This is a genomic window from Paractinoplanes ferrugineus, assembly GCF_016862195.1.
GTDB classification, from domain to species: domain Bacteria; phylum Actinomycetota; class Actinomycetes; order Mycobacteriales; family Micromonosporaceae; genus Actinoplanes; species Actinoplanes ferrugineus.
Genome location: NZ_BOMM01000047.1, coordinates 1 through 25085 on the forward strand (window position 1 = coordinate 1; position 25085 = coordinate 25085).

A 25085-nucleotide genomic window follows, 5' to 3' on the forward strand; every position below is an offset into this window, starting at 1 on the left:
AAGCAGCCGCCCGCTCCGCCGCGAGTTCATCGCGGCATGAGAGTGAAACTCGGCGAACGCACTAACCAGTTCGGATACTCCGAATAAATCTATAGCCGTAAGCATCAAGCGCCAGGGAAGAAATGGCGCCTTTTCGTTTTCCGGCGCGCTGGCCTCGGCAACGCTGAGAATACCTCTTCAATCATATTTACCGCATCAGTACGGCACGAGTCCGGATCGGCCTTCTTCGTGTAGACGCCCACAGGGAGCCCCAAGTCCCATCCAGTTGACCACCTAGGAGCGAGCGCCTGCTGGGTCATTTCCTCTAGACTTTGATAAACTTCTTCGAGCCCGGGTTCATCTAACCTCATAGCGCGGGCTGCAGTGTCGAAGAAATCGCTTCCTTTACTCCACCAGTAACCCGTGTCGTCATTCCCAATGCTCGCCACATTGAACCATCCCAACGCTATCTCGCTAATCCATCCAGAGACATCAGTCCAATCTGGATGCAAACACCCATGAAGTGCACGATCTAGTCCACTGAGGCCTAACAGGACGTTTGGGTAAGCCGACCAGAGGTGAGATATGCGACTAAATCTAGACGCCTCGAAGGCGTTCAGTTTCATGCCCGCGATTGCTCGGCGATTCTCGTTCGGCATCGAATGGCGCCCCTCTAGCCAATCTGATATGCCGCAAGGTGTTGCATACTGAATGTTCTTTTTACCGTCGACTATGAAAAGAAAACTCGGCGTTCCTGCAACGGTTCCCGTGATCCAGCCTCTCGCGGTACCGATACCTAGCTTCGGGGCACTACGCGATGTCTGTTTCTTCACTTGAACGTGGGCGGCACGGCCTCCCAACTCCCACGATGCGCTTCCGGTGCTCGTGAGAATCATCGGCTTAGCCGGAAGATGAAGATGTAGGTCCCAGCCGCTATCGGACTGCGTAAGGGAGTTTATCCCCGCACCGATTCGAAGGAGCTCGATGTAGGCCTCGGCTTCACCCAGGTCGCCTAGGTAGTTCTGCGTGTTTCGCTTAGCCATGCTCTTACCTTATTGCTGGAAACCTACCCCCGTGTGCTCTACCGCATATATCGGCGCGAGCACGCACGAGAGCGCCATGCGAGGGTGACGGGGTCGGCAGCGGCAAGGGTGTGCACTCCATCCAGGACAAAGCCACTCTCAACAAGAAGCCCGAACAAATATCGAACCTATATATCCACCCGCGGCGACGCCACGGATTTCCCCTTTGCGCATAGCTCCTCATCGTGATTCAAATAGTTTACGAAGTCTTCGAGTGTCTGGATCGCGCCTGCCGATGGAGGGATTCCAAGGATGATCCTCACGAAGCCTGAGCCCTCCGCGTTCTTGGCGAATTCGGATACTTTGTCGATGTTCGTCAACTCTACGGTGCAACCATCGCCCTCTAGCTCCAACGTGACCACATCGAGCCCACGGCTCCCGCTCTCGCCCTTAATTGTGACGTGTAGGAGATCAGTCGAGATCGGAGCCTTCAGGGTCTTACCTGGACGTAGACCGATGCGCGGAGCCAAGTCGTTCATCTCGGACCCGGAGGCTTGAATCGTATATAGAAGTAGATCCGGAACGACATGTCTCCCACGTGAATCGGAAAGGCCGATACTAGTTCCAAAATGCAGCAGGGAGTCGAGCCCAAGCGCCGCCACGGTAAATCCTTTCAGGTGCAACCTCGTCGTGAGCTCGCAGAATACATCGTTTGCGGCCCCAGGATGGTTGGTTTGGATATTTTCGCTACTAATTCCGGCTGACCCGTGCTGACGGAGTCCCTTAGACGTCCGTTGGCCTCATTTCACAAAATGAAAGCGATATTATAGGTCCAGATCTGACAAAATACTAAGCGCTGGACTGACGGAAGATACGACTTTGCGCTGGCGTCGGCGCACTATCATCGGCAAGTTCGCGCGTCCGCCGCCGCACTGGGCGTACGCAGCGTGACGGCCAGCCAGGCCCCCGAGCGCGCTCGGCGGCAGAAGCGGATGCCGCCCTGGGCCGGCGGAGTCCGCTGTCGGCCGAGTGCTGACCGCTGTGTTGCCGGCGAGCCAACCGTAGCGCTGCCATGATCGCTAGGTGGACGAGCCGTACCGACCATTCGCTCTGCGCGTCATGGCTGAACATATCGGCGATGACGGCGTCTGGGACGCCGACCCGGATCGCCACGGTCCAGTCACCCTCGACGACCTATGCATAACTGCAGGACTTGCCCGGCGGCTGAGAGCGTGGAACAGGCAGTACCAAGGGACCGCTCTGACCGACTTCGAGTTCGCAAGCCCAGAGGACGAGCGGCGCTGGGTCCAGGAGGGTCTCAAACTCGCCTACGAACTCCAGAACGAGCTGCCCGATATCGATATCAGCTACGCCCACGATGATGACGGCAGGCCAGTCCGTGAAAGGCGCGGTCCGTGACCTCGCACGACGAGCCACTTCGCGCGCATCGCGGCATGTCAGTGCGCCTGGGAGGGGCTTGACCCCGTACCGTTGCGCTGGCCGGCGGGGAATTGTTCCCGCACCCGCTCGCCGGCTCGTCGCACACGGCGCGATACGCGTAGTGGCGCGCATTGTTCGCGGCAAATTCGGACGGGTGATCATGTCAGGCGGGAAGATCCCGCCCCGCTGTGCAGCAGCAGCGTCGCACTCCACCCGCGTTTCATTGGGTCCGGCTCGGTCCCGGCCGTGGTTGCCTTCACGTTCTAGCGTGCAGTGAAGTGACCCGGAACCAACTGGTGGCCGTAATGAGTTCTGAGCAACTGCGCCAGAGGATCGTGCGGACAACTGTTTCCCTCCTAGGCGAGTACGAGACCCTGACCATGGCCAGGATTGCCGAGGCCGCAGGAATCAGCGAAGCCGACCTTCTGGCGGTCTTCCCCGCCAAAGAGGCTGTCTTCCAGGCTTGGTCGTCCATGTTCATGGCGCGGATGAGCGTGGTGATGGACCCGGCCGAGGAGATACGCAAGCTGGACGCGATCCGGGTTGATCAGCCTGTCGGGCTGCGCCTCCTCGAAGTGGTCGACATCCTCGGCGCCTATTTCACTCGTGTCCGCGCTGACATCGAAGCCTTTGAGCAAGCCTGCTTCGCGGGCGATAGCACGGCTTCTGACGAAAGCACCCGACCATTCAGTCGAAATGACCTTCGGTCTCTGGGTAGCCTGCCCGAGATTCAGCAGGCCGTCGCGAAGCTGCTGAAGCCGGACGAGCAGCGCCTGCGTCTTCCCGCCGAAGCCCTCGCAGAGATCTTCCTCGGCATGTCCCGGTTGTGCACCCGGGTCTCGAACGAAGTACAGCCGCTGCCGGCCGCACAGGTCATCGACCTCTTCCTGCACGGCGCCCTGATCACCGGCTAACGGCAACCGCGGGCTCACCCCGCGCCGCCACCACGTCCTCCCCCGAGCGCGGGCTTTCGACGCCACCTCAATCGCCCGCCGACGCTGCCATGGCTTCGTCGACCTTCGTCACCGACAACCTGTCACCACATGATCCAATTTCGCGCGCCTCAGGATGAACGTGTGGCGGACGAGTCCCGTCCATGTGATGCCCCGTGACGACTCGCCGTCGGCCCTCGCGCACGCTCGGCGGCAGATCCGGGCGCCCTTGCGTCGAGGCTGCCCGACTGGCGTGTCCGCCTTACCGACCGCAGCCGCACCACGCTCGCCTCCGCGGACCCCTACCCCGAGTACGGCGGCGGCGCGGCGACCGGGCGCCCGTGCACTTCGATATCGCGTCACCACCGCCGGATGAGCTCATCCGGCACGTCCCGGCCCCACCCCCCCGCACAGCAAGGCTCGTACTCGTCGCCGGCCAACTGGCGAGCCACCACGAACCACCGGCCCAAGAACGCCCGCACCACCACGCCGACCACCACGAACGCGATCCCAGCGAGCAGAAACCACACCGGCGCCGACACCGCCAGAACAGGTTGAACGGCTCCTGCGCGAACTCGAGCAGCCGAATCGGCCCGCCCCACGGCCGCCGTGCCACGCGACGCCACCCGACGCACGTCCCGGACTCAAGCCGACCAAGCACAACATCGCCATGGTCATCGACCATGTCAACGCCGGCGACCGGCTCGCGATCAGACCGAGGCCCACCGCGCGGCTCGCGGCTAGATGAGTGTGCGTCTCGTCGGGAAAGAGTGGGAGCAGCGAGCACACCATCCAGCTTCGTCTTGAGTTTCCGTCTACGCCGTAGATAATATCTACGACGTAGACTTGGCGTATGATGGTCGCGAGCTGACAGGGGCGGCGAGCATGACTTCGGCATTTGTGACAGTTCCCGGGGCTCAGCTCTACACGGAGCGGGCTGGCGTCGGCGTCCCGCTGCTGCTCATTTCGGGCGGCGGCGGCGACGCGGGAATGTACGAGGAAGTCGTCCCGCTTCTCGCGCGCCACTACACCGTGTTCACCTACGACCGGCGGGGCAATTCGCGCAGCCGGTTCACCGACCCGCAGGCCGCGATCGGGGTCGCGGTGCAGGCGAACGACGCCGTCGCGGTCCTCGACCACCACGGGGTGAAGAAGGCGTACGTCTTCGGCGGCAGCAGCGGCGCGATCATCGCGCTCGACCTGCTGGCCCACCACCCCGACCGGCTATCCGGTGTGGTGGCGCACGAACCACCGCTGGTCTCGATCCTCCCGGACGACAGCCCGGAGCGGCGGGCGCTCGCCGAGATCGCCCGCATCGCCCGCGAGAAGAGCCCCTTGCGGGCGTACGCGGCCTTCGGCGCCATGACCATGAACGATCCGCCCTGGCTGTTCCGCTCGGCCGTGGGACAGGCCCTGGTCGCAGCCGCCTCCCGGGCCGCCCTACCGGCCGGCGCGGCCCTGCGCCGGGTCACCGGCCGCAAGCCCAGCTCGATGACGCGCCAGCTCGGCAATGCCGACCTGCTGCTGCGGCGGGAACTGCCGCTGATCAGCCTCGATTACCAACCGGACCTGCCCGCGCTGCGCGAGGTCGCCGTGCCCTGGCGGCCGGCCACCGGCCGGGACAGCGTCGGCAAGCCGTACTACCGACCGGCGCACCTGCTCGCCGAGCGGCTCGGCGTGCCGTGCGAGGAGTTCCCCGGTGGACACACCGTCTACATCCAACAGCCGGACCAGTTCACCGAAGCCCTCACGAACATCCTCGAAGGTTTCCCCGGATGAGCACACCCGCCGTGCCGCCACCCCCGACGCGTCCGACACTCAACCGCGAATACCTCGCCACGGCCGCGCTCACACTGATCGACGCCGAAGGGCTGCGCAAGTTCTCCATGCGCCGCCTCGGTGCGGTCCTTGGCGTTGACCCGATGGCCGCTTACCGCCACTTCGCGGATCAGGAGGCGTTGTTCGACGGCATCGCCGAGGTGCTGGTCGCCGAGATGGACACCGACTCACTGCCATGGCAGGCGCCGTGGCCAGAACTGGCCGCGCAGTACTGCCGCCGGCTACGCGACGTGCTACTGCAGCACCCGAACGCCGTTCCGGTGTTCGCCACCCGACCCGTGCGGTCATCGGCGTCGATCGAGATGGGTGTACGCGCGGTAGCAAAGCTGCAGAACGCCGGCCTGACGCCCGCCGCCGCACTGCAGATCCTCCGATGCCTGCGGGAATTCACCATCGGGCACGCGCTCAGCGTGTCCATCCTTCAAACGGGCGCACAGTCACGAAGCAGGAAACCTGACAAAAGCAGCCCGCTGTACAACCTGCTGGCGCAAGCAGCCGACGAGACCACACCGGACGACCATTTCGAACCAGGACTGCAAGCCCTGCTCCGCGGCTTTCAACAGTACGGACCTCAGCACCCCGGACCGACGTAGGTGCTCCGGACAATGCCACCCGATGCACTACTTTCGGCACGAGCGTGCGGCGGGCCTTCTCCGACCGGTGTCACAGCGTGTGAGAGCTCTCCGCCGGCCACCGCGCCTTGGCTGCCGCAGATGAGGTTGCTGCGGATCCGACGACCCTCGCCTCGACCAGGTTCGTCTATCCGAGCCGTGCGCGTGCGGCGGCGCGTACCTGAGTGGTCTCCATCTTGTCGTCGCGCAGGACGGCCAATCTCGCTTCGACCTCCGGTTCCAGCGGAGCCATTTCGGCGGCGAGTTGCCGTACGTCAGCCTCACAGTCCCAGAGGCCCTCGGCCAGAGGTAGGTGCACCCGTTCCAAGTCGAGAACGAGCAGCGCGCGTAGGTAGGCCGCACGTTCGTAGGTGTGTGGACTACCCCAGAGACGGCGCAGCCGCGGGACCACTGCGCGGACGGAATCGCCGCCGATGTGGGCCAGGCCGGTCGCGAGTTCGTCGTATCCGCAAAGGTCGTCCGGTCGGCTGTCCAGCCAGTCCCAACCGGCCAGCAACGCCGGCACGTCAGAGTCGTCACCGTGCGCGGCCAATGCCCGATAACCGCTCCACCTCATCGGATGCCCCGGCACCGACGCCCACAGCCGGGCAACAGGTAACGCCTGGGCACCAAGAAGGGTCACGGCCCGGCCCACCGGGAAGTACAGATCGTCTACAGCAAGCGCGTCCAGCATCGGCAGCAGGCCCGGCTGCGGCCCGCGACGGTTCAGTTCCCGCAGCGCCGTGTCCTGCCGGCCGACGTTGTCAGTCGCTACAGCGGCGAGCAGGTCATCGGTCGGTGCCGACCGCAACGGTCTCGGGCACGACGGGCCGCGCCGGGAGTTGATCACGGCGGCGATCCGGTCGTCGACCGTGGCCCAGTCCTTCCATGGCGCGCCGTTTCCAACCACGTCGTCCGCGCTGTCAGCGAGCCGGGCTTGAGCTACCGGCAACAGGTCATCCCACAGCTCACGCGGCCAGTCACCGGCGACCTGTTCGAGTACCTCCACCCAGCGGGGTCCGGCACCGACATAGGCACGTAGCCCATCGATCGCCTCCGGAACATCACCGCGGCCGAGGACCGAACGAGTACTCAGCGCGTTGTCGAAGGTGTTCTCGCCGTTGTCGACGGGATGCTCATCGAGGAGCGACAACAGCACCGTGACCAGTACCTTCGTCTGCCGGACCAGCCGCGCGAGATAGACAGCACGCTCGTCGACCTGCCGGTCCCACCGATAATCCTGCACCACACATCGCAGCACCAGTTCGGTCCCGCCGGGCTTGCTCGCCACCCGGAACACGGCCCGGCCCAGCCCGCGTTGCACCGCACCCAGCACCGTCCTCGAACCGGCGTAGGACCAGTTCTCGTCATCCGTCATCGCACGCCACCGTAGGGGCTCGAAGCGCTGCCCGCGACCCGATTCAACGACCCAGCCGACCGATCACCCAGCCACTTCCGGGCTACCCGAACCACGCGACGAGCAACAACGAGTCACTATTGAAAACAACGACCTGTGACGTGACTAGCGATTACCAGCGGCAGATCCGGATGGTGTTAGGCCGTTCCATGCGCGCAGAGACTTGCTCCAGGAAACGTTGGATCGGTAATCGGCCGTCTCGTCTGGGCCTCCGGCACGCTGCCCGGTGCGACACATGACCTGACCGCCGCCCGCACTCATGGCATCATCGACGCTCTGAGCAGCGCAGACGTAATGACTCTCGCGGACAAGGGCTACCAGGGCGCCCGCGGCAGCATCCCAGCTGGCCAGGACGGGCCAGCTGGGATCAAGCCACGAGCACACGAACCAGGTCGTCCGGTCAGACCCCGTTCAGTTGCCACTGCTGGTTGGCGCCGCCGTTGGCGGACCACTGCACGACCTGTGCCCCGTCACTGGTCGACGCGCCGGAGACATCGGCCACCAGGCCGCTGCTGCGGGCGGCGATGGTGTAGTAGCCGTTGCCGGTAGGCCGCAGGTACCACATCTGGTTGGTGCCGCCGTTGGCCGTCCACTGCTGCAGTTGCAGCCCGGCCGTGCTGCTGCCGGCGTTGACGTCGAGCATCTTTCCGCTCGCGACGTACCGGAGGGTGTAGGAGCCGTCAGAGGCCGTGGCGATGGTCCAGGCGGGAGAGCCGCTCTGCTGGACCGCCTTGGCGCCGTCCGCGGTGGAGTTGCCCGCGATAGCAAGCGGCTTGCCGCTGTTGCGGTTGACGATGCGGTAGGTGCCCGGTGCGGGCCCGGTTCCGCCGCCTCCGGCGAGGTTGAAGTACTCCACCGCGTCGGTGAAGACGGGGCTGCCGGCCTTCGTGGTCGACAGCTGCAGGTACACGCGGCTGCCGGTGGCCGGGGCGGTGAAGGTCACCGGCTGGGTGACTCGTGAGCCCAGCGGCACGGTCAGGGTCGTGCTTCCGGACGCGACGACCGCGCCGGTCGGGCTGTCGAGCCGTGCCGTCCAGGTGAAGCCCACCGAGGGGTCGGCGAAGTCGTCGTTGAAGACGGTGATGTTGCGGGTGACCGTGGCGTTCTGGGCGTAGGTGGGCACGGCCTGCGGCAGCGGGAAGGTGCCGTTGGCGTCCGAGTTGCCGGAGGCGGACCAGTACGGCAGGTCGACCGCGGCAACCGGGTTGAACGCCGCCTGCACGCGCTGGATCTGCGGGTTGCTCCACGGGTCGGGGAGGTTGTCCGCTCCGTAGATCGGGTGACCGCCCTCCTCCGGGGTGAAGTCGGTGGACCGCACGCCGGGCACGACGCCGGCCCAGGCGGAGAGCAGCGTGTACGGGCGCAGGTCGGTGGCGCCCTTGCCGCGCTTGGCCAGGGTTGCCGTGGCGAACCACTCGAAGCCTTGCTTGTTGTTGCAGGCCGGCCAGATGAACTCGCCCTCGCCGTCGGGTCGCCCGTTCACGGTGACCAGGCCCTCCCCGTACCGGCCGAAGCCGTCGACGTAGTGCGGGATCACCGCGAAGTTGGCGTACGTCATCCCGGGATACAAACTGACATTGTTGCCGACACCCACCTCGACGATGACCGGCCTGGTGCCGTCGGCGCCGTTCATCGCCGCGTACAGCTCCTTCTCGAACTGTTCGGAGTCCTGGCCGCTCTGGTTCGGCTCGTTGTTCTGGCTCCAGCGGATGATCGCGGGGTGGTTGCGGTCGCGCAGGACCAGGGCACGGGCGTGGTTGACCATGTTGTCGTGCCCGACGGAGTCCTTCCACTCCTGCGAGGACTGAGAACCGCGAATCGCGACCTCGTCGATGATCATCAGGCCCATCTCGTCGGCGACATCCAACATGTACGGACTCGCGGGCTCCTGATGGACGCGGATCACGTTGTAGTTGAGGCGCTGGTAGTTGTCCACCGTCTGCGGCCAGCCGCCGTTGCCGGACGACGGGGGCAGGAAGCCGGGCAGGGTGTGGTACGCGTCGCCCTTGCCGCCGTTGTTGATCCGGTCGTAGTCGCCACCCTGGAGGTTGTCGCCGCGGAAGTTCACGCGCACGCCGTTGAGGTAGTAGTAGTCACCGTTCTGGGTGGCTTCCCGGAACCCGAACCGGTACTCGGCGTCGCTCGTCCGGCCGTCGTCGGTGACGGCGTGCACCGTCAGCCCGTGCAGCTGCGCCCGGTAGCCCGACCGGTACGGCACGTTGGGCCACCAGTACGAGGTGCTGTCGAGGTTCCACGCGACCGGCCCGACGGTCACGGTCGCGGTCGAGCGGGCCGCCACGGTGACCGTACGGCTGGGCAGTTCCGGGTAGCTGAAAGCCGTTCCGTTGGTGGACGACAGCGACCCGGTCAACGTCACCGATCGGGAACTGCCCGACGTGTTACGCACCGTCACGTCGTAGGTCAGCGTCTTGTTCGCCACCGACGTACGCACGAAGGTGTCGCTGACGTACACCGCCGGGTACACCCGCAGGAACGCGGACCCGAAGATCCCCTGGGGGATCGCCTCGGACCACGTGGCGGCGTCGGGCACCAGGTACCGGCCGTTGGATGCCTTCAGCGCGCCGCGGCCCTTCACGGCGACGCTGATCGTGTGGGTGCTGCCGGGGGCCGCGTAGGCGGTGATGTCGAAGTTCGACGGCGTGAACGCCGTGGTCTGCGTCGCCACCGCCCGGCCGTCGACCGAGAGTGTCGCCTGGTGATTGACCGCCCCGAACTCGATCCACGCCGACTGCGGCTGACCCGAGTCGGGCACCGTGACGGTGCGCGAGTACACCGCTTCGTTCACGTCGGTGAACCCCTGCTTGTACCAGCCGCCGCCGGGCACCGAGATCGAGGTCGTCCCTCGGCCCGCCGGCGTGAAACTCCAGGTCCCGGCCAGATCGATCGAGGTGACAGCGGCCGCAGTTGCTCCCGCGGCCGCGGGAGCCGGCTGTGCGGCGGCGGCGGGCTGTGCGGCGGCGGGCTGTGTGGCGACGGCGGGCTGTGCCGTGCCGATGATCGCGAGGAGCATCGCGCCGGCCAGCGCTCCGCGTGCGTAGCGCTGCAATAGCGTACGAGGACTTTTCTGACGCATGAAGAAATCCCTTTCGCGGGTGTCGCGTCTACGGGGATACACCGATCACCGGACCCCTCGTCACCACCCGCCGGCCCCGCCGAAATGACCATCGTCATTCCTGCGGGGCACGAGATCAGTCGGTGAGCGATCCTGTCCGAATCGATTCGACAGAACGATAAGCTGGGCCAAATCGAAGCGTCAAGCGAAACTTGTCGATGTCTTGTACCGAAAAATGTGTAACGACCGTGCCGTCCGATCAGTCAGACCCACCGGTTTTCGGACGGACACCAAGTCAGGGTGGCCGGGAATTCGAACAATCTCCTTGAATTTCGGGACGCGCTTGACGGCGAACGTCTGATTGCGTAGACATGATCGCGCAGTCAAACACGTTGCAACCGGCGACGGGGGTGCCTCGATGCGAATGGCGAGACCGGGTGGAAGCGCTCCGACGCCGCGCAGCGTGGACGTCGCGCGGCTGGCCGGTGTCTCCCAGAAGACGGTGTCCAGAGTCCTCAACGACGAGCCGTACGTCTCGGCCGACTTGCGCCGACGGGTCCTGGGCGCCGCCCAGGATCTCGGTTATCGACGCAACCAGGCGGCCCGGGCGCTGGCCTCCGGGCGGACCCGGTCGATCGGCGTGGTGACGCTCGGCACCGCCTTGTACGGGCCGACGTCGCTGCTCGTGGGCATCGAGCGGGTGGTCCGGGAGGCAGGCTACACGCTGCGGGTGGCCGCCACGGTCGAGGGCGATCCAGGTGGCATCGCGGGCGCCCTGGCGTCGTTGCTGGACCAGGGCGTGGACGGCGTCGTCATCTCCGAGCCGATCGACGAGGGCGCCGGCCTCATCAGCGTCGACGTTCCGGTCCTGGTCCTCGGCGCGCCGCCCAACTTCGCCGCTCCGCGGGTGGTGACGGCCAGGGTCGGCGCGGACGTGCACGCACGCGCCGCGACCGAGCACCTGCTGGAGTTGGGGCACGCGACCGTTCATCACCTGGCCGGCCCGCAGCGGTGGTATTCGGCCCGGGACCGCCTCGCCGGCTGGCGCCAGGCGCTGCGAGCCCACGGCGCGGACGAGCCGCCGGTCGTCGAGGGCGACTGGTCGGCCGCGTCCGGCTACGCGGCGGGCCGGGAACTGGCCGGCGACGACACCGTGACCGCGGTGTTCGCCGCGAACGACGACATGGCGATCGGTCTCATCCGCGCACAGCTGGAGGCCGGCCGCCGGGTGCCCGAGGACATCAGCGTCGTCGGTTTCGACGACATCCCGCTCGCCGCCTACGTCACTCCCCCGCTCACTACCCTGCGACAGCCGCTCGACGGACTCGCGCGGCAGGGCCTCGCGCTGCTGATACACGTGATCGAGAACCCGGAAGCCGAGGTGGCGCCGGCGGCCGACCAGCCGGTCGAGCTCCTCGTCCGCGCCTCGACGGCGCCACCACCGCCCCGGCCGACCTCGGGACGTGACCGCCGAGCGATCCTCCATCCCCCTCGCGGTCCGCACGGTCGGCCCTGATCAGCGTCGATCTGTCCGTCTAGGCCTTCGCATGGCCACGCCGGGCAAGCAGCCGGCGCGGGCAACAACCGCAAGTACGGTTACCGACGTGCCTGTTCCTGAGTTCTCAGTCGCCAACCCACCGTTCACGCCGGCCGTTTCCACGCTTCCGGTCAGTGTGCCCGAAGCGGACCGGGTGTTGCTGGTCGGCGAAAACGCTCATGTAGCCGCGATTGCCTTCCGGGCTCTGCCGGGAGCAGTCGTCTTCCAGCTACTCGTCAAGGTCAGAGGCGCAGACGGGCAACCGCCGAATCCGCCGCCGAACATTGCCTTCGCCGACCTGCCGGAACTCATCGAGCCAGGCGATTTGAGTGTCGGTGCGCGGGTCACCGATCGCCAGGGAGGCACTACCAATCTCCCGGTGTATGCCAGCGGTGGAGGCGGTGACGGAAGCTATGAGTACATCGCCTGGCTAGCCCTTCCCGCCGCGAGCACGACCCTGCATTTGACGGCGTCGTGGCCAGATCAGGACCTGCCACAGCGAGACGTGCGTCTCGACCTGGACGCAATCCACGACGCGGCACGCCGGGCCACCCGCATCTGGTAATACGTGCTCAGTTACGACACGGAACCGAGTGCCTCGGGTCATGCACTATCTCGCTGCTACCCGGATCGAATTTCCACTGCCGGTTCGGTGCAGTGACGCCGAGCGCCGTTCCACCCCCACCAGGCCGATCTCCGTAAGCGGCGCGCAGCCTCAGCGAAGCAAGAGTTGCTGGTCTGCCGGCCTGCTCGCCCCGGGGCAAAGCCGGGGCGCGCACCTACGGTCGGATGGTCCAGGTGTCGGCGGTGTTGAGCAGGTCGGCGAGCATCTCGTCGGGGGTGCCGGTGGCCGTGGCCTGCGCGTCGGTGAGTTGCTTGCGGATCAGGTCGTCGTAGGTGGGCCGGGCGACGTCGCGGAACACCCCGATCGGGGTGGTGGACAGGTCGGAGCCGGAGAGCCGGGTGAGGGCGAAGGCGTAGGCGGGGTCGTCGACCGTCGCGTCGTGGACGATCGCGGGTCCGCCCGGCTGTACCTTCAGGCCGAAGCTGCCCTCGGGGTGGACGACGGAGAACCCGCCGTCCGGGCCGAAGGTGACCGGCTGGCCCTGTTCGAGGCGGATCAGGTGGTCGTCGCGGGTGCTCGGGTCCTTGAGCAACTCGAACGCGCCGTCGTTGAAGATGTTGCAGTTCTGGTAGATCTCGACGAACGCGCTGCCCTTGTGCTCGGCGGCCCGGCGCAGCACCGACTGCAGATGCCGGGTGTCGGAGTCGATGGTGCGGGCCACGAACGTGGCCTCGGCGCCGAGGGCCAGCGACAGCGGGTTGAACGGGGCGTCCGCGGAACCGGCCGGCGTCGACTTGGTGATCTTGCCGAGTTCCGAGGTCGGTGAGTACTGCCCCTTGGTCAGGCCGTAGATCCGGTTGTTGAACAGCAGGATCTTCAGGTTGACGTTGCGCCGCAGCGCGTGGATCAGGTGGTTGCCGCCGATCGACAACGCGTCGCCGTCCCCGGTCACCACCCACACCGACAGGTCCGGGCGCGACACCGACAGGCCGGTCGCGATCGCCGGCGCCCGCCCATGGATCGAGTGCATCCCGTACGTGTTCATGTAGTACGGGAAGCGCGACGAACAACCGATCCCGGAGATGAAGACGATCCGCTCCCGCGGGATGCCCAGCTCGGGCATGAACCGCTGCATCGCGGCGAGGATCGAGTAGTCCCCGCACCCCGGGCACCACCGGACCTCCTGGTCGCTCTTGAAGTCCTTGGCGGTCAGCGTGAGCGGGACCCGGTTCACCGGCACAGTCGAACTATCCATTTTTGACGACATCCTCGAGCCGGTCTTCCAACGTGGCGGCGGTGAACGGCAGGCCGTTGATCTGGTTGACGGGAATCGCGTCGACCAGATATCTCCCCCGGATGAGGTGGGCGAGCTGGCCCAGGTTCATTTCAGGAACGACCACCTTCGGGTACGCCGTGAGCACCACACCGAGGTTGGCCGGCAGCGGAGCCAGCTGCCGCAGATGGGCCTGCGCGACCGGCAGCCCCCGCTGGCGCAACGCCCGGCACGCCGCGCCGATCGGTCCGTACGTGGAACCCCAGCCGAGCACCAGCACACTCGCGTCGTCGTCCGGGTCCTCCACCGCGACGTCGGGCACCTCGATCGCTTCGATGCGGGCCGCCCGGGTGCGCACCATCAACTCGTGGTTGGCCGGGTCGTACGAGATGTCGCCGGTCTTGTCGGCCTTCTCCAGGCCGCCGATGCGGTGCTCGAGGCCGGGCGTGCCGGGGATCGCCCACGGCCGGGCCATCGTCTCCGGATCCCGAAGGTAGGGCAGGAAGCGGCCGTTCTCGCCGTTGGGCTCGGTGGCGAACGAGACCGAGAGGTCGGGCAGCTCGTCGACCGAGGGCAACAACCACGGCTCGGAACCGTTGGCCACGTAATTGTCCGACAGCAGGATCACCGGGGTGCGATGGGTCAACGCGATCCGCGCCGCCTCGATCGCCGCGTGGAAACAGTCCGACGGCGACCTCGGCGCGATCACCGCCAGCGGCGCCTCACCGTGCCGGCCGGACAGGGCCATGTTGAGGTCGGCCTGCTCGGTCTTGGTCGGCATCCCGGTCGACGGTCCGGCCCGTTGCACATCCACGACGACCAACGGCAACTCCAACGCGATGGCCAGCGAGATCGTCTCGCTCTTCAGCGCCACGCCGGGGCCGGACGTGGTGGTCACGCCCAACGCTCCGCCGTAGGCCGCGCCCAGGGCCGCGCCGACCGCCGCGATCTCGTCCTCGGCCTGCATCGTCGTGACACCGAACCGCTTGTGCTTGGACAACTCGTGCAGCACGTCCGAGGCCGGGGTGATCGGGTACGCACCGAGGAACAGCGGCAACTTCGCCCGCACCGCGGCGGCCACCAGTCCCAGGGCCAGCGCCTGGTTCCCGGTGATGTTGCGGTAGGTGCCCGGCCGCATCCGGGCCGGCTTCACCTCGTAGCGCACCGCGAAGTCCTCGGTCGTCTCCCCGAAGCTCCACCCGGCCCGAAAGGCCGCCTTGTTCGCCGCCACCAGCTCCGGCCGCTTGGCGAACTTGCGCTCCAGGAACCGCAGAGTCGACTCGAACGGACGTGAGTACATCCAGCTCAACAGGCCGAGCGCGAACATGTTCTTGGCCCGCTCGGCGTCCTTCTTCGGCATCCCCGAGTCGGCCAGCGCCCCGACCGTCATCGAGGTCAGAGCAACCGGATGCACCGCGTACGCGTCGAGTGATCCGTCCTCCAGCGGGCTACCGACGTAGCCCACCTTGGCCAGGTTGCGGCGGGTGAACTCGTCGGTGTTGACGATGATGTCCGCACCCGGCGGCAGATCGGCGACGTTCGCCTTCAACGCCGCCGGGTTCATCGCCACCAGAACGTCCGGCGCGTCGCCCGGCGTCAGGATGTCGTGATCGGCGAAATGCACCTGAAAACTCGACACCCCCGGCAGCGTGCCCGCCGGCGCCCGGATCTCGGCCGGGAAGTTGGGCAACGTCGAGATGTCGTTGCCCCACTGCGCGGTCTCCGAGGTGAACCGGTCACCGGTCAGCTGCATCCCATCACCCGAGTCACCGGCGAACCGGATGACGACGCGGTTGAGCTGCTTCTTCATCGGTGTGCGGGGGTAGCGGTCGCGAGGTCGGGCGTCGGCTCGGCGAGCCGTTCCGCGGTACGTGCCGCGGTCTCGGCCGCCCGCTTGCCGGTGGTGAGCACGCCGAGCACGAGCACCACCAGGCCGCAGCCGACGAGAATCCACCAGCCGGCGTGGCTGGCGGCGGGCAGCCCGGCGCCGATCGGGCCGTGCACCCGGGCCACCACCACCGAGCCGAGCACCGCGACGCCCAGCGTCTGACCGATCTGCCGGCTCGTGGTGGCCACCGCCGCCGCCACCCCGGCCTGCGCCCGCGGCATGCCGGCCACCGCGGTGTTGGTGAGCGGCGGGTTCACGGCGCCGAAGGCGGCACCCAGCAGCGCGTAGGACGCCAGCAGCACCCACACCGGCGTCGTTGCCGACAGCCGGGTCAGCAGCAGCGCGCTGACCACGAACAGGGCCCCGGCCAGCAGCAGCGGCCGGCGGGGACCGTGGTGGCCGACGTAGCGCCCGGCGCGCGGCCCGATCAGAGTGCTGGCGATCGCGATCGGCAGCATCAGCAGTCCGGTCTTGAGCGCGCTGTAGCCGAGGGTGTTCTGCAGGTACAGGGTGTTCATGAACAGGAACCCGGCCACCGCCATGAAGCCGGCGACCGCCATCAGCGTCGCGCCGGAGAACGGCAGGCTGCTGAAGAACCGGGGGTCGATCAGCGGCTGCTCACGCCGCAGTTCGAAGAGGACCAGCCCGACGACGGAGGCCAGGGCCACCGCGAGCACGCCGCCCGTACGCGCCGACAGCCAGCCGGCGTGCGGCGCCTCGATGATCGCGTAGGTGATGCCGACCAGGAACACGATGGCCAGCACCTGGCCGACCGGGTCCAGCCGGCGCGCGGTCGGCGCCTTCGATTCCGGTACGAGGGTCAGTGTGGCGGCGATGGCGGCCAGCCCGAGCGGCACGTTGATCCAGAAGATGCCGCGCCAGTCGGTGACGGCGAGCAGCAGACCGCCGATCACCGGGCCGATGGCCATGCTGATGCCGCCCGCGGCCGCCCAGACGCCGATGGCGCGCGGCCGGTCCTTGCTGCCGGTGAACACGTTGGTGATGATCGACATGGCGACCGGGTTCATCATGGCCCCGCCCGCGCCCTGCAGGGCGCGGGCACCGACGAGCGCCCCGAGGCTGGGGGCGAGGGCGCACAGCGCGGACCCGACGGTGAACAGGGTGAGCCCGGTGACGAACACGCGGCGGCGGCCGAACCGGTCGCCGAGCGAGCCGGCCAGGATCAACCCGGAGGCGAGGGTGAGCAGATAGGCGTCGACGGTCCACTGCAGGCCGGACACCGACGTGTGCAGACCGCGCTGGATGGCCGGCAGGGCCACGTTCACGCCGGTGTTGTCGATGCCGACCAGGACCAGGCTCGAGCAGCAGATGTAGAGGATCAGAAAGCGTCGGCGGTTCGCGCTGTCCGGCACGGTGCCCTCCCTGGAAGAGTTGATGTCAGGACGAATTTCGTGGGCTACGGCGTTCGTCAGGTCCACAACAGACCGATTGCCGCGGTGGAATCGAAGCGCAGAGTGTTGTCCATCCGGATGTGCCGGGCGACGACACCGGCCTGCTCGCGGGTGGCGGCGACGAGCAACGGCATCACCGAGCCACCGGCCGGCAGGCCCGCGTAGTACAGGCCGGGCAGCGCGCCCAAACCCCGGCGGCACAACGGCATGCCGTTCTCGTCGAGCGCGGCGGAGGGAAGGATCCCGTAGTCCGCAACGAATCCGGTGGCCCAGATGATCGTCGTGATGCCGGTGGCGCCGAGATCGAGCACGCTGCCGTAGTCCCGGACGAGCCCGGGGTCGTGGCCGGCGGCGGCGTCGGCCGCGGGCACCGGCAGTCCCCGCTGGTCGATCGCCGCGTCGATGGCGGTCAGCAGCTCGGCCTGTTGATCGGCCGCGGCCTGGACCACGGCCCGGACGTTGTCCTCCAGCCGCAGCACCCCGCCCCGGGCCGTACGCACCGAGCCGACGAGCGTGACGCCCTTGGCGGCCAGGATCGGCAGGCTCAGGTCCTGGCCGCCGTTCTTGCCGGTGAGCACGGACACTCCCGGCAACGCGCGGGAGTCTCCGCGGCCGGCCGAACCGGTCTCCAGATTCTGTTCCGGCAGCAGCAGTTGCAGCCAGTCGAGGACCTGGGCGCCGCGGTAGTGCCGGGGCGAGGTCTTGTGCCGGCCGACGGCCAGATAGACGTCCCGGCCGGCGTCGCGCAGCTCGTCGGCGATCTGCTGGCCGCTGTTGCCGGCGCCGACGACCAGGACGGCGCCGGCCGGCAGGGACTGCGGATTGCGGTAGTACCGCGTGTGCAGCTGAGTGACCGAGGGGTCCACGCTCGCCGCGACGTCCGGCACCCGGGGTGCGGAGTACCCGCCCAACGCGGCGACGACGTTGCGGGCCTCGATCGTCGTGCCGTCGTCGAGGTGGACCCGGAAGCGCGCGTCGGGGTGGACCGCGTCGTGCACCGGTGATTCGACCATCCGCACGCCGGTGTGCTCACGGACCCGGATGCCGGTCGCGGCCACATAGCTCCGCAGCCGCGAGGCCACCTCACGGGCCGGCATGTAGCCCTCGGGGTCGTCTCCGTCGTACGGCCAGTCGGGGAAGACGACCGTCCGGTTCGGTGTGTTGACCCGGAGGCTGTCCCACCGTTCGTTGGCCCACGCCTGTCCGATCTCGCCGCGCTCGACGACCAGCGCCTCATAACCCAGGCGTGCGAGTGCGCCCGCGACCGAGCATCCCTGCTGGCCTCCGCCGACGACCACGGTCTCCACATAGTCGGTGCCCATCCGTTCCTCCCCTCTCCGCGCTGTCCGCGACTGAGAAATCAGCTTTCCGTTGCCGGTCCGGTGGACCGGTCGGGCCACGGCAGCACGACCAGCTTCCCGACGGCCTGGTCGTTCTCCATGTGGCGGTGCGCCTGGACGATGTCGCCGAGGCCGAAGACCCGGTCGACGGTCGGCCGCAGCACGCCGGCCTGGACCTGGTCCACGATCCGTTGCAGCACCGGCGCACCGGCGGCGCCCTTGACGCTGTCGCTGTGGAAGGCGGTCAGCTTGGTGCCGGGCGGGATCATCGCGATCGGCTCGAACCGCGGCAGCAGCCAACCACTGAGCGAGCCGGCCACGCAGACCGTTCCGCCGATGCGGACCACGCGCAGCGAGTCGATCACGGTGCTCGTGCCGACCAGGTCGAGCACCCGGTCCGGACCGTCGGGCCAGATCTCCCGTACGCGGTCGGCCAGGTTCTCGCCGTCGTCCAGCAGAACGTGGTCGACGCCGATCGCGGTCAGCGCGTCCGCCTTCTCCTTGCTGCGGGTGGTGGCCGCGGTGACCACGCCGAGGGCCGACGCCAGCGATGCCGCCGCCAGGCCGACCGACGAGGTTCCGCCGCGGATCAGCAGCCGGCCGGGGTCGCCCGCCCCGACGTCCAGCGTGTCCAGCGCCCCCTGGGCGGTCAGGTACGTCTCCGGCAGCGCCGCGAGCACCTCCCACGGCAGGGTGGTGGTGAGGGGGATCAGCAGGGGGTTCGGCAGCAGCGCGTACTGCGCGTACCCGCCGTCGAAGGCGCGGCCCATCTCCCCCATCACCGCCGCGACGGTCTGCCCCACCGGCAGCTCCGGATCGGTCGTGGCCGCGACCGTTCCCACGCACTCGATGCCGAGCACCCGGGGGAAGGTCACGGCCGGCGAATGCCCCTGCCGGGTCCGCAGCTCGGAGCGGTTGAGGCCGGCGCCGTGTACCCGGACCAGGCTCCAGCCCGGACGGACCGGGGGCACCGGCAGGTCCCGCAGTTCCAGGACCTCCGGGCCGCCCGGCCGGGTGCACACCGCCGCGCGCATCGTGGTGTCCATGTCGATCAGCCGCCGGTGACCTCGAGCGAGGGGGCCCAGCGCGGGATCTCGCCGGTGCCCGAGGGCAACCGCAGGCTGTGCGCGTAGCTGTACTCCTGGAGCGTCTCGACGGCGTGCTCGCGGCCGTAGCCGCTGGCGCCCACCCCGCCGAACGGGGTACCGGTGAACGAACGGTTGTAGTGGTTGACGAACACGATGCCGACGCGCAGGGCCCGGCTGACCCGCATGGCCCGCTCGGTCTCGCCGGTGAACACGCCGGCGACCAGGCCGAAGTCGGTGCCGTTGGCGATCCGGACCGCCTCCGCCTCGTCGCGGAACGGGATCACGCACACGACCGGGCCGAAGATTTCCTCGGACGCGATCCGCATCTGCGGGGTGACGCCGGTGAACAGCGTGGGCGGGACCCAGTAGCCGCCGGCCAGGTCCGGGTCGGTGGGCACCGGCGCCTGCGCCGCGACGGTGGCGCCTTCGCGGACGCCGAGCTCGAGGTAGTCGAGCACCCGCTGCTGCTGGGCCGGGGTCACCAGCGGACCGACGTGCGTGTCGGCGTCGGCCCCGTTGCCCACCTTCAGCCGGCCGACCGCCGCCGTGAGCCGCCGGACGACCTCCTCGTAGCGGTCGACGTGCACCAGTACGCGCGACGCCGCGGTGCACGCCTCGCCCTGGTTGAAGTAGCCGCCTTCGACCGCCCACGGCACGGCCGAGTCGAGGTCCGCATCCTCGAAGATCACCAGAGCGTTCTTGCCGCCGAGCTCCATCAGGGTCGGGGTCAGGTTCTGCGCGGCCGTCCGGATCACCGCCTGGCCGGCGGTGGGTGAGCCGGTGAAGGACACCTTGCCCACCAGTGGGTGCCCGGCGAGCTGCGCGCCGACGGCACCGGTGCCGGGCAGCACGTGCACGATGTCGTCCGGCAGGATGGACTGGGCCAGTTCGGCCACCCGCAGCACCGACAGCGGAGCCTGCTCCGGTGGCTTGATGACCACGGCGTTGCCCGCGGCCAGGGCGGGGGCGATCTTGCCGGCGGTGTGCAGCGGCGGCCAGTTGAACGGGATGATCGCGGCGATGACGCCGAACGGCTGGCGCAGCGTGATGTCCAGCATGCTGCCGGAGTCCCGGGCCTGGCTCGGGATCGCCTCGCACAGTCCGGCGAACATCTCGAAGATCGTCGGTGCCCCCTCCAGGTCGAAGTTGCGGGCCTGGGTCACCGGCTTGCCGTTGTCGCTGGACTCCAGCGCCGCGATCTCGTCGGCGTTCTCCCGGATCGCCTGGGCGACCTTCCACAGCCACTTGCCGCGCTCGCGGGGTGTGCGGGCCTTCCACGCGAGGTGTCCCTCGTACGCGGCCCGGACCGCCTGGTCGACCTGTTCCGGGCCGGCGCCCGCGATGACCGCCAGCGGCCGGCCGGTCGCCGGGTTGTGGACGGTGAACCGCTCGGCGTCGGCCGGCCCGGACCACCGGGTCCTCATCAGCGGAGCCGAGTCGATGATCGTGGTCATGACATCCTCGCTTTCAGCACCGAGGCGATCCGCTCGGCGATCACAATGGTGGGAACGTTGGTGGCCACGCGGGGTATGGCCGGGATCACCGAGGCGTCCGCGACGGTGAGGCCCTCGATGCCGTACACGGCGCCGTCCCCGTCGACGACGGCGTCGGGGTCCCGGCGCGGGCCCATCCGCATCGTGGAGCTGCCGTGGTTGTAGTGGGCCGGCGCCCGCCGGACCGCGTCGGCCAGGTCGCGGTCGCTGACGTCCGGTCCCGGCACCCGCTCGTCCAGCAGCAGGTCGGCCAGCGGCCGGGTACGCGCGATCCGGCGCGCGATGCGCACCGCGTCGGCGACCCGCTCGGCGTCCTCGGCCGCCGTGTAGAGCCCGAGGTCGATGACGGGTGCGTCGGCCGGGTCGCGGGTGGCGAGCCGTACGGTCCCCCGCGAGCGCGGCTGGACGCAGGACACGAAGAACACCATGTCCCAGCCCGTCGGGTGGTTCTCGGCCGGCGGGACGAACGCGGCCGGCAGATCCCCGGTCGGCATCGCCGCCGAGGGCAGGATCTGCACGTCGTAGTCCGGCTCCCCGCGTCCGGTGGCGACGCTGAGCACGCTGCCGAACATCTGCCGGGCACCCGCCGGTGGCGGCTTCGCGACGTGGATGTTCCAGAAGGCGGGGTGTTCGGCCAGGTTGCGGCCCACCCCGGGGAGCTCGGTCACGACGTCGATGCCGTGCCGCGCGAGCTCGGCCCGCTCGCCGATCCCGGAGCGCATCGCGATGGCCGGGCTGTTGTGGGCGCCGGCGCTGAGCACCACGTGCGCGGCGCCGATCTCCTCCCCGGTGACCAGCCGGACCCCGTACGCCCGCTCGCCGCTCAGCAGCACCCGGTCGACCAGCGTGTCGCCGCGTACGGTCAGGTTCGGCCGGTCGCGAACCGGGTTGAGGTAGCCGATGGCGGTGCTCAGCCGCACCCCGTCGGCGGCGCTGAGCGGGGTGTGCGCGAAGCCCGGCAGGCCCGGCGCGTTGAAGTCGTCGACCCGCGGGTAGCCGAGCCGCGCGCTCGCCTCCGCCATCGCCACGACGTGCGGGCCGAGGTCCGCGCTCGTGCTCACCGTCATGCGGTACGGCCCGTCGACGCCGTGGAACTTCTCCTCGCCGTACGGGTAATGCTCCATCTCCCTGTAGAACGGCAGCATCTGCGGGTAGTCCCAGGCCGGACCGGCCAGCCGCGCCCAGGTGTGGTGGTCTGCGGGCCGGGCACGCATCGCGACGCAGACGTTCACCGAGGAGGATCCGCCGATGATGCGACCCCGGGGCACCGGCACCTCGTTGCCGAACGAGTCCGGCACCGCGGCGTAGCCCCAGTCATAGGTGTACGGCGCGCGGGACGCGTCGGCGACCTCCGCCGGCAACTGATCGACGGACGGGAAGTCCGGGCCCGCCTCCAGCAGCAGGACCGACAACCGAGGGTCGGCCGACAGGCGATTGGCCAGGACACAGCCGGCCGAGCCGCCACCGACCACGATGACGTCGTAGCTCACGGAACCTCCCAGCACAGGCGGAGTTCGTCGTATCCGCGGGCGATCACCAGCCGCTCCCGGCGGCGCCCGTCCGGCGGGCCCAGGCGCAGGCCGGGCAGGCGGTCGAACAGCAGCGGGATGGCGACCCGCAGTTGGAGCCGGGCCAGGCCGGCGCCGAGGCAACTGTGGATGCCGTGGCCGAAGGCCAGCATGTTTCGGCCGGCCCGGGGCCCGATGTCGAACGTGTCCGGGTTCGCGAGCGCGCGGTCGTCCCGGTTCGCGGACCCGAAGTGCACCATCAGCCGGTCGCCCGGCCGTAACGGGCGGCCGGCCAGCTCGGTCGGCCTGGTGACGGTGCGGAAGAGTCCCTGGACCGGCGACTCGAACCGCAGGATCTCCTCGACCATCGCCTCGGCCGGCACCGAGCCGTCGCGCAGCGCCGCGAGCTGGGACGGGTGCTCGAGAAGGCTCACCAGACCGTTGCCGATCGAGCGGGTGACGGTGACGTGGCCCGCGATGATCAGGTTCATCACGACGCGCATGAGTTCCACGTCGTCGAGGCCGTCCGGGCCGCGGTCGGCCGCGAGCGAGGCGACCAGCCCTTCGCCGGCCGTGCCCGGGTCCCGCAGCATCGCCATCACGTAGTTCTGCATGGCGATGGTGTCGCGGGCGCACTCGACCCGCTCGGCCACCTCACCGCCGCCGACGGAGAGCCTCAGCCAACTGTGGCTCCACTGCCGCAGCAGCGGCACGTCGCCCGGCGGGATGCCGAGGATCCCCGCCACCACGTGCAGCGGGAACGGCCACGCGAAGCTACCGATGATGTCGGTCTCGCCGTCGGCGGCGAACCGCCCGATCAGGTCCTCGGCGGTCTGCCTGATGAAGGGCTCCCACGCGGCCACCCGCCGCGGCGTGAACACGCGGTTCACCGCCACCCGCAGCCGGGTGTGCTCCGCGCCGTCGCTCTCGGTCAGGTTGGGCGTCAGCGACCAGCCTTCGGCCAGGACCTGTTTGACCTCGTCGGCCTCCGGTCCCGCGGCCGCCTTCACCGCGCTCTCCGACGAGTACGTGGCCGGATCGTGCAGCACCCGCAGGACGTCCTCGTGCCGGGTGACGACGAGGACGTTCCGGTTCCGCTCGTGCAGGACCGGGCAGCGATCGCGCATGGACGTGTAGGTCGGGTACGGGTCGGCCAGTTGCCCGTCGGACGTCGGGTCGAATGTCGGTGTGGTCATGGGTCGCTCCGCTCGTGCTTCTCATCCGCTTGGCGCTGTGCCGGCCGGCCGGGGGAACCGGCCGGCACAGTCCGGGGGGCGGTTCAGTCGGCCGCGGTCAGTGCGGGTACCGGGGTGTTCAGCCGCCCGCGGTCGTCGGCCCACCAGGTGGCGGCGAGCGCGGAGACCGGTGTCTCGTGGACGAAGACGTCGTGCACCCGCTGGGTCGCCGCGGCCAGGCAGCCCTGCCCGGTCAGCACGCTGAGCCGGTTCGAGGTGACGAGCAGATCGGTACGCGCGGCGCCGACCGACCGCAGCGCACCGAGCAGGTGCAGCGACGCGTCCGGCCGCTGGCCGATACCGAGACCGACGACCGACAGCCGCGCCAGGTTCGAGGTCCAGTGCACCTCCTCGACACCGGTTCTCGGCTGGATCTCGGCCAGCAGCGCACGCACCTCGTCCACGTCGTCCGCGGACAGGGTCAACGCGACGTCGCTGACGTCCTCGGTGCCGAGATTGCCGTAGCGGCGCAGTTCCACCTCGATCCCGGAGGCGGCCAGCGCGTGCAGGATCGCGAACGCGTGGTCCGCGGTGATCCGGCGCAGGACGCAGCGCACGAGACCGGACTTGGTGGCCACCCCGGCGATCACCGGCGCCTCGTCGAGCCCGGCCGGCCGCCAGGAGGCGTCGGCGAACCGTACGGCGGCGGCGCGGTGCCGGTGCCCGACCCACGTCTGCGGCCCGTTCAGGCTGCTGTTGGAGCGCACCTTCAGGGCCACCCCGTGGATCCGCGCGTAGTCCACCGAACTCGCGGCCAGCACCTTGGCTCCGCCCACCGCCAGTTCGGCCACCTCTTCGTACAGCAGGGTGGTGTGCCGCCGGGCGCCGGTGACCGTACGGGGGTCGGCGGTGTAGACGCCCGCGACATCCGTGACGATCTCGCAGTGGTCCGCGTCCAGGGCCGCGGCCAGCGCCACGCCGGTGGTGTCCGAGCCGCCGCGGCCCAGGGTGGTGCGGGGTCCGCCGACGCCCGCCTCACCCTGGAAACCGGTGACGACCGGGATGACGCCACGACCGAGGTCCTGCCTGAGCCGGGTGGGGTCGACCGCCTCGATGGTCGCCCGGCCGTGCCGGTCGTCCGTGCGGATTCCGGCCTCGGCCCCGCTGAACGACCTGCTGGCGGCACCCCGGTGGATCAGCGCCAAGGACAGCAGCGCGGCGGAGACGGCCTCGCCGGTGCCGAGGAGGGCATCGAGCTCGGCGGGATCCGGCCGGTCCGACACCGCCGACGCCAACCGCAGCAACTTGTCGGTGGTCTGCCCCATCGCGGACACGACCGCGACCACCTCGTGCCCGTCCGCCCGCGCCGCGAGGATCTGCCGGGCCGCCTCGATGACCTTCTCCGCTGTGGCGAGCGAGGTCCCGCCGTACTTCTGCACAATGAGCGCCATATCTCCGCACTCTCTTCCTTCTCCGGTGGAGCCGGCCCGACC

Annotated in this window: 20 protein-coding genes and 1 pseudogene; 7 read left to right on the plus strand and 14 right to left on the minus strand. The window is 68.8% G+C overall.

Annotation, left to right across the window (positions count from 1 at the left end; translation table 11 throughout):
• Nucleotides 1-104: 104 nt before the first annotated feature.
• Together Afe05nite_RS24430 and Afe05nite_RS24435 are read right to left on the minus strand one after the other, a co-directional pair.
• Nucleotides 105-1022: a hypothetical protein gene (locus Afe05nite_RS24430; RefSeq protein WP_203819522.1), complete on the minus strand. Its 918-nt coding sequence runs from the start codon at nucleotides 1020-1022 to the stop codon at nucleotides 105-107.
• Between the two features lie 167 nt (nucleotides 1023-1189).
• Nucleotides 1190-1663, minus strand: coding sequence for a hypothetical protein (locus Afe05nite_RS24435; protein ID WP_203819523.1), 474 nt, complete (start codon nucleotides 1661-1663; stop codon nucleotides 1190-1192).
• A gap of 421 nt (nucleotides 1664-2084) precedes the next feature.
• On the opposite strand from Afe05nite_RS24435, the gene Afe05nite_RS24440 reads away from it, so the two are divergent.
• Nucleotides 2085-2420, plus strand: coding sequence for an immunity protein CdiI family protein (locus Afe05nite_RS24440; protein ID WP_203819524.1), 336 nt, complete (start codon nucleotides 2085-2087; stop codon nucleotides 2418-2420).
• 299 nt (nucleotides 2421-2719) lie between these two features.
• Nucleotides 2720-3355, plus strand: a complete 636-nt coding sequence (locus tag Afe05nite_RS24445) for a TetR/AcrR family transcriptional regulator (protein WP_203819525.1) — start codon at nucleotides 2720-2722, stop codon at nucleotides 3353-3355.
• A 377-nt stretch (nucleotides 3356-3732) separates the two neighbouring features.
• On the opposite strand, the gene Afe05nite_RS24450 is transcribed toward Afe05nite_RS24445, so the two are convergent.
• Nucleotides 3733-3915, minus strand: coding sequence for a hypothetical protein (locus Afe05nite_RS24450; RefSeq protein WP_203819526.1), 183 nt, complete (start codon nucleotides 3913-3915; stop codon nucleotides 3733-3735).
• A 343-nt stretch (nucleotides 3916-4258) separates the two neighbouring features.
• On the opposite strand from Afe05nite_RS24450, the gene Afe05nite_RS24455 reads away from it, so the two are divergent.
• Together Afe05nite_RS24455 and Afe05nite_RS24460 are read left to right on the plus strand one after the other, a co-directional pair.
• Nucleotides 4259-5152: an alpha/beta fold hydrolase gene (locus tag Afe05nite_RS24455; RefSeq protein WP_203819527.1), complete on the plus strand. Its 894-nt coding sequence runs from the start codon at nucleotides 4259-4261 to the stop codon at nucleotides 5150-5152.
• On the plus strand, nucleotides 5149-5805 hold the full coding sequence (locus Afe05nite_RS24460) for a TetR/AcrR family transcriptional regulator C-terminal domain-containing protein (protein WP_203819528.1): 657 nt from the start codon (nucleotides 5149-5151) through the stop codon (nucleotides 5803-5805). Before Afe05nite_RS24455 ends, Afe05nite_RS24460 begins: the two co-directional genes overlap by 4 nt.
• 166 nt (nucleotides 5806-5971) lie before the next feature.
• Here Afe05nite_RS24460 and Afe05nite_RS24465 read toward each other — a convergent pair whose 3' ends face one another.
• Nucleotides 5972-7201, minus strand: a complete 1230-nt coding sequence (locus tag Afe05nite_RS24465; RefSeq protein ID WP_203819529.1) for a hypothetical protein — start codon at nucleotides 7199-7201, stop codon at nucleotides 5972-5974.
• A gap of 228 nt (nucleotides 7202-7429) precedes the next feature.
• Here Afe05nite_RS24465 and Afe05nite_RS24470 point away from each other — a divergent pair.
• Nucleotides 7430-7574, plus strand: a pseudogene (locus Afe05nite_RS24470) (transposase family protein); the annotation flags it as partial.
• A 66-nt stretch (nucleotides 7575-7640) separates the two neighbouring features.
• Here the strand turns inward: Afe05nite_RS24470 and Afe05nite_RS24475 are convergent.
• Entirely contained in the window at nucleotides 7641-10334 is a 2694-nt protein-coding gene (locus tag Afe05nite_RS24475) for an RICIN domain-containing protein (RefSeq protein WP_239118163.1), read from the minus strand.
• A gap of 397 nt (nucleotides 10335-10731) precedes the next feature.
• Here Afe05nite_RS24475 and Afe05nite_RS24480 point away from each other — a divergent pair, with 397 nt between their 5' ends.
• Nucleotides 10732-11829 carry a LacI family DNA-binding transcriptional regulator gene (locus tag Afe05nite_RS24480; protein ID WP_203819530.1) on the plus strand — a complete coding sequence of 366 codons (1098 nt, stop codon included), beginning with the start codon at nucleotides 10732-10734 and terminating at the stop codon, nucleotides 11827-11829.
• A gap of 88 nt (nucleotides 11830-11917) precedes the next feature.
• Entirely contained in the window at nucleotides 11918-12415 is a 498-nt protein-coding gene (locus Afe05nite_RS24485) for a hypothetical protein (RefSeq protein WP_203819531.1), read from the plus strand.
• Nucleotides 12416-12629: 214 nt separating this feature from the next.
• On the opposite strand, the gene Afe05nite_RS24490 is transcribed toward Afe05nite_RS24485, so the two are convergent.
• From Afe05nite_RS24490 to Afe05nite_RS24530, 9 genes are all read right to left on the minus strand, one after another.
• Nucleotides 12630-13670, minus strand: a complete 1041-nt coding sequence (locus tag Afe05nite_RS24490; RefSeq protein WP_203819532.1) for a 2-oxoacid:ferredoxin oxidoreductase subunit beta — start codon at nucleotides 13668-13670, stop codon at nucleotides 12630-12632.
• Nucleotides 13663-15498: a 2-oxoacid:acceptor oxidoreductase subunit alpha gene (locus Afe05nite_RS24495; RefSeq protein ID WP_203819533.1), complete on the minus strand. Its 1836-nt coding sequence runs from the start codon at nucleotides 15496-15498 to the stop codon at nucleotides 13663-13665. The genes Afe05nite_RS24490 and Afe05nite_RS24495 overlap by 8 nt, the downstream gene beginning before the upstream one ends.
• Complete coding sequence (locus tag Afe05nite_RS24500; RefSeq protein ID WP_203819534.1) at nucleotides 15495-16949, minus strand: MFS transporter; 1455 nt, start codon at nucleotides 16947-16949, stop codon at nucleotides 15495-15497. The genes Afe05nite_RS24495 and Afe05nite_RS24500 overlap by 4 nt, the downstream gene beginning before the upstream one ends.
• Before the next feature lie 56 nt (nucleotides 16950-17005).
• On the minus strand, nucleotides 17006-18310 hold the full coding sequence (locus Afe05nite_RS24505; protein WP_203819535.1) for a flavin-containing monooxygenase: 1305 nt from the start codon (nucleotides 18308-18310) through the stop codon (nucleotides 17006-17008).
• 38 nt (nucleotides 18311-18348) lie between these two features.
• Nucleotides 18349-19374 (minus strand): zinc-binding dehydrogenase, encoded by a 1026-nt coding sequence (locus Afe05nite_RS24510; protein WP_203819536.1) that lies wholly within the window; start codon nucleotides 19372-19374, stop codon nucleotides 18349-18351.
• A gap of 5 nt (nucleotides 19375-19379) precedes the next feature.
• Nucleotides 19380-20870 (minus strand): aldehyde dehydrogenase family protein, encoded by a 1491-nt coding sequence (locus Afe05nite_RS24515; protein WP_203819537.1) that lies wholly within the window; start codon nucleotides 20868-20870, stop codon nucleotides 19380-19382.
• Nucleotides 20867-22399, minus strand: a complete 1533-nt coding sequence (locus Afe05nite_RS24520; RefSeq protein WP_203819538.1) for a GMC family oxidoreductase — start codon at nucleotides 22397-22399, stop codon at nucleotides 20867-20869. The genes Afe05nite_RS24515 and Afe05nite_RS24520 overlap by 4 nt, the downstream gene beginning before the upstream one ends.
• Entirely contained in the window at nucleotides 22396-23613 is a 1218-nt protein-coding gene (locus tag Afe05nite_RS24525) for a cytochrome P450 (protein WP_203819539.1), read from the minus strand. The genes Afe05nite_RS24520 and Afe05nite_RS24525 overlap by 4 nt, the downstream gene beginning before the upstream one ends.
• Nucleotides 23614-23696: 83 nt before the next feature.
• Nucleotides 23697-25043, minus strand: coding sequence for an aspartate kinase (locus Afe05nite_RS24530; RefSeq protein WP_203819540.1), 1347 nt, complete (start codon nucleotides 25041-25043; stop codon nucleotides 23697-23699).
• Between the last annotated feature and the right edge of the window lie 42 nt (nucleotides 25044-25085).

Bases quoted from the DNA above. Each gene is read 5' to 3' on its own strand.
- Afe05nite_RS24430 (WP_203819522.1), bottom strand. From the start codon at position 1,022: ATGGCTAAGCGAAACACGCAGAACTACCTAGGCGACCTGGGTGAAGCC.
- Afe05nite_RS24455 (WP_203819527.1), top strand. From the start codon at position 4,259: ATGACTTCGGCATTTGTGACAGTTCCCGGGGCTCAGCTCTACACGGAG.
- Afe05nite_RS24460 (WP_203819528.1), top strand. From the start codon at position 5,149: ATGAGCACACCCGCCGTGCCGCCACCCCCGACGCGTCCGACACTCAAC.
- Afe05nite_RS24465 (WP_203819529.1), bottom strand. From the start codon at position 7,201: ATGACGGATGACGAGAACTGGTCCTACGCCGGTTCGAGGACGGTGCTG.
- Afe05nite_RS24475 (WP_239118163.1), bottom strand. From the start codon at position 10,334: ATGCGTCAGAAAAGTCCTCGTACGCTATTGCAGCGCTACGCACGCGGA.
- Afe05nite_RS24480 (WP_203819530.1), top strand. From the start codon at position 10,732: ATGCGAATGGCGAGACCGGGTGGAAGCGCTCCGACGCCGCGCAGCGTG.
- Afe05nite_RS24490 (WP_203819532.1), bottom strand. From the start codon at position 13,670: ATGGATAGTTCGACTGTGCCGGTGAACCGGGTCCCGCTCACGCTGACC.
- Afe05nite_RS24495 (WP_203819533.1), bottom strand. From the start codon at position 15,498: ATGAAGAAGCAGCTCAACCGCGTCGTCATCCGGTTCGCCGGTGACTCG.
- Afe05nite_RS24505 (WP_203819535.1), bottom strand. From the start codon at position 18,310: ATGGGCACCGACTATGTGGAGACCGTGGTCGTCGGCGGAGGCCAGCAG.
- Afe05nite_RS24510 (WP_203819536.1), bottom strand. From the start codon at position 19,374: ATGGACACCACGATGCGCGCGGCGGTGTGCACCCGGCCGGGCGGCCCG.
- Afe05nite_RS24515 (WP_203819537.1), bottom strand. From the start codon at position 20,870: ATGACCACGATCATCGACTCGGCTCCGCTGATGAGGACCCGGTGGTCC.
- Afe05nite_RS24525 (WP_203819539.1), bottom strand. From the start codon at position 23,613: ATGACCACACCGACATTCGACCCGACGTCCGACGGGCAACTGGCCGAC.
- Afe05nite_RS24530 (WP_203819540.1), bottom strand. From the start codon at position 25,043: ATGGCGCTCATTGTGCAGAAGTACGGCGGGACCTCGCTCGCCACAGCG.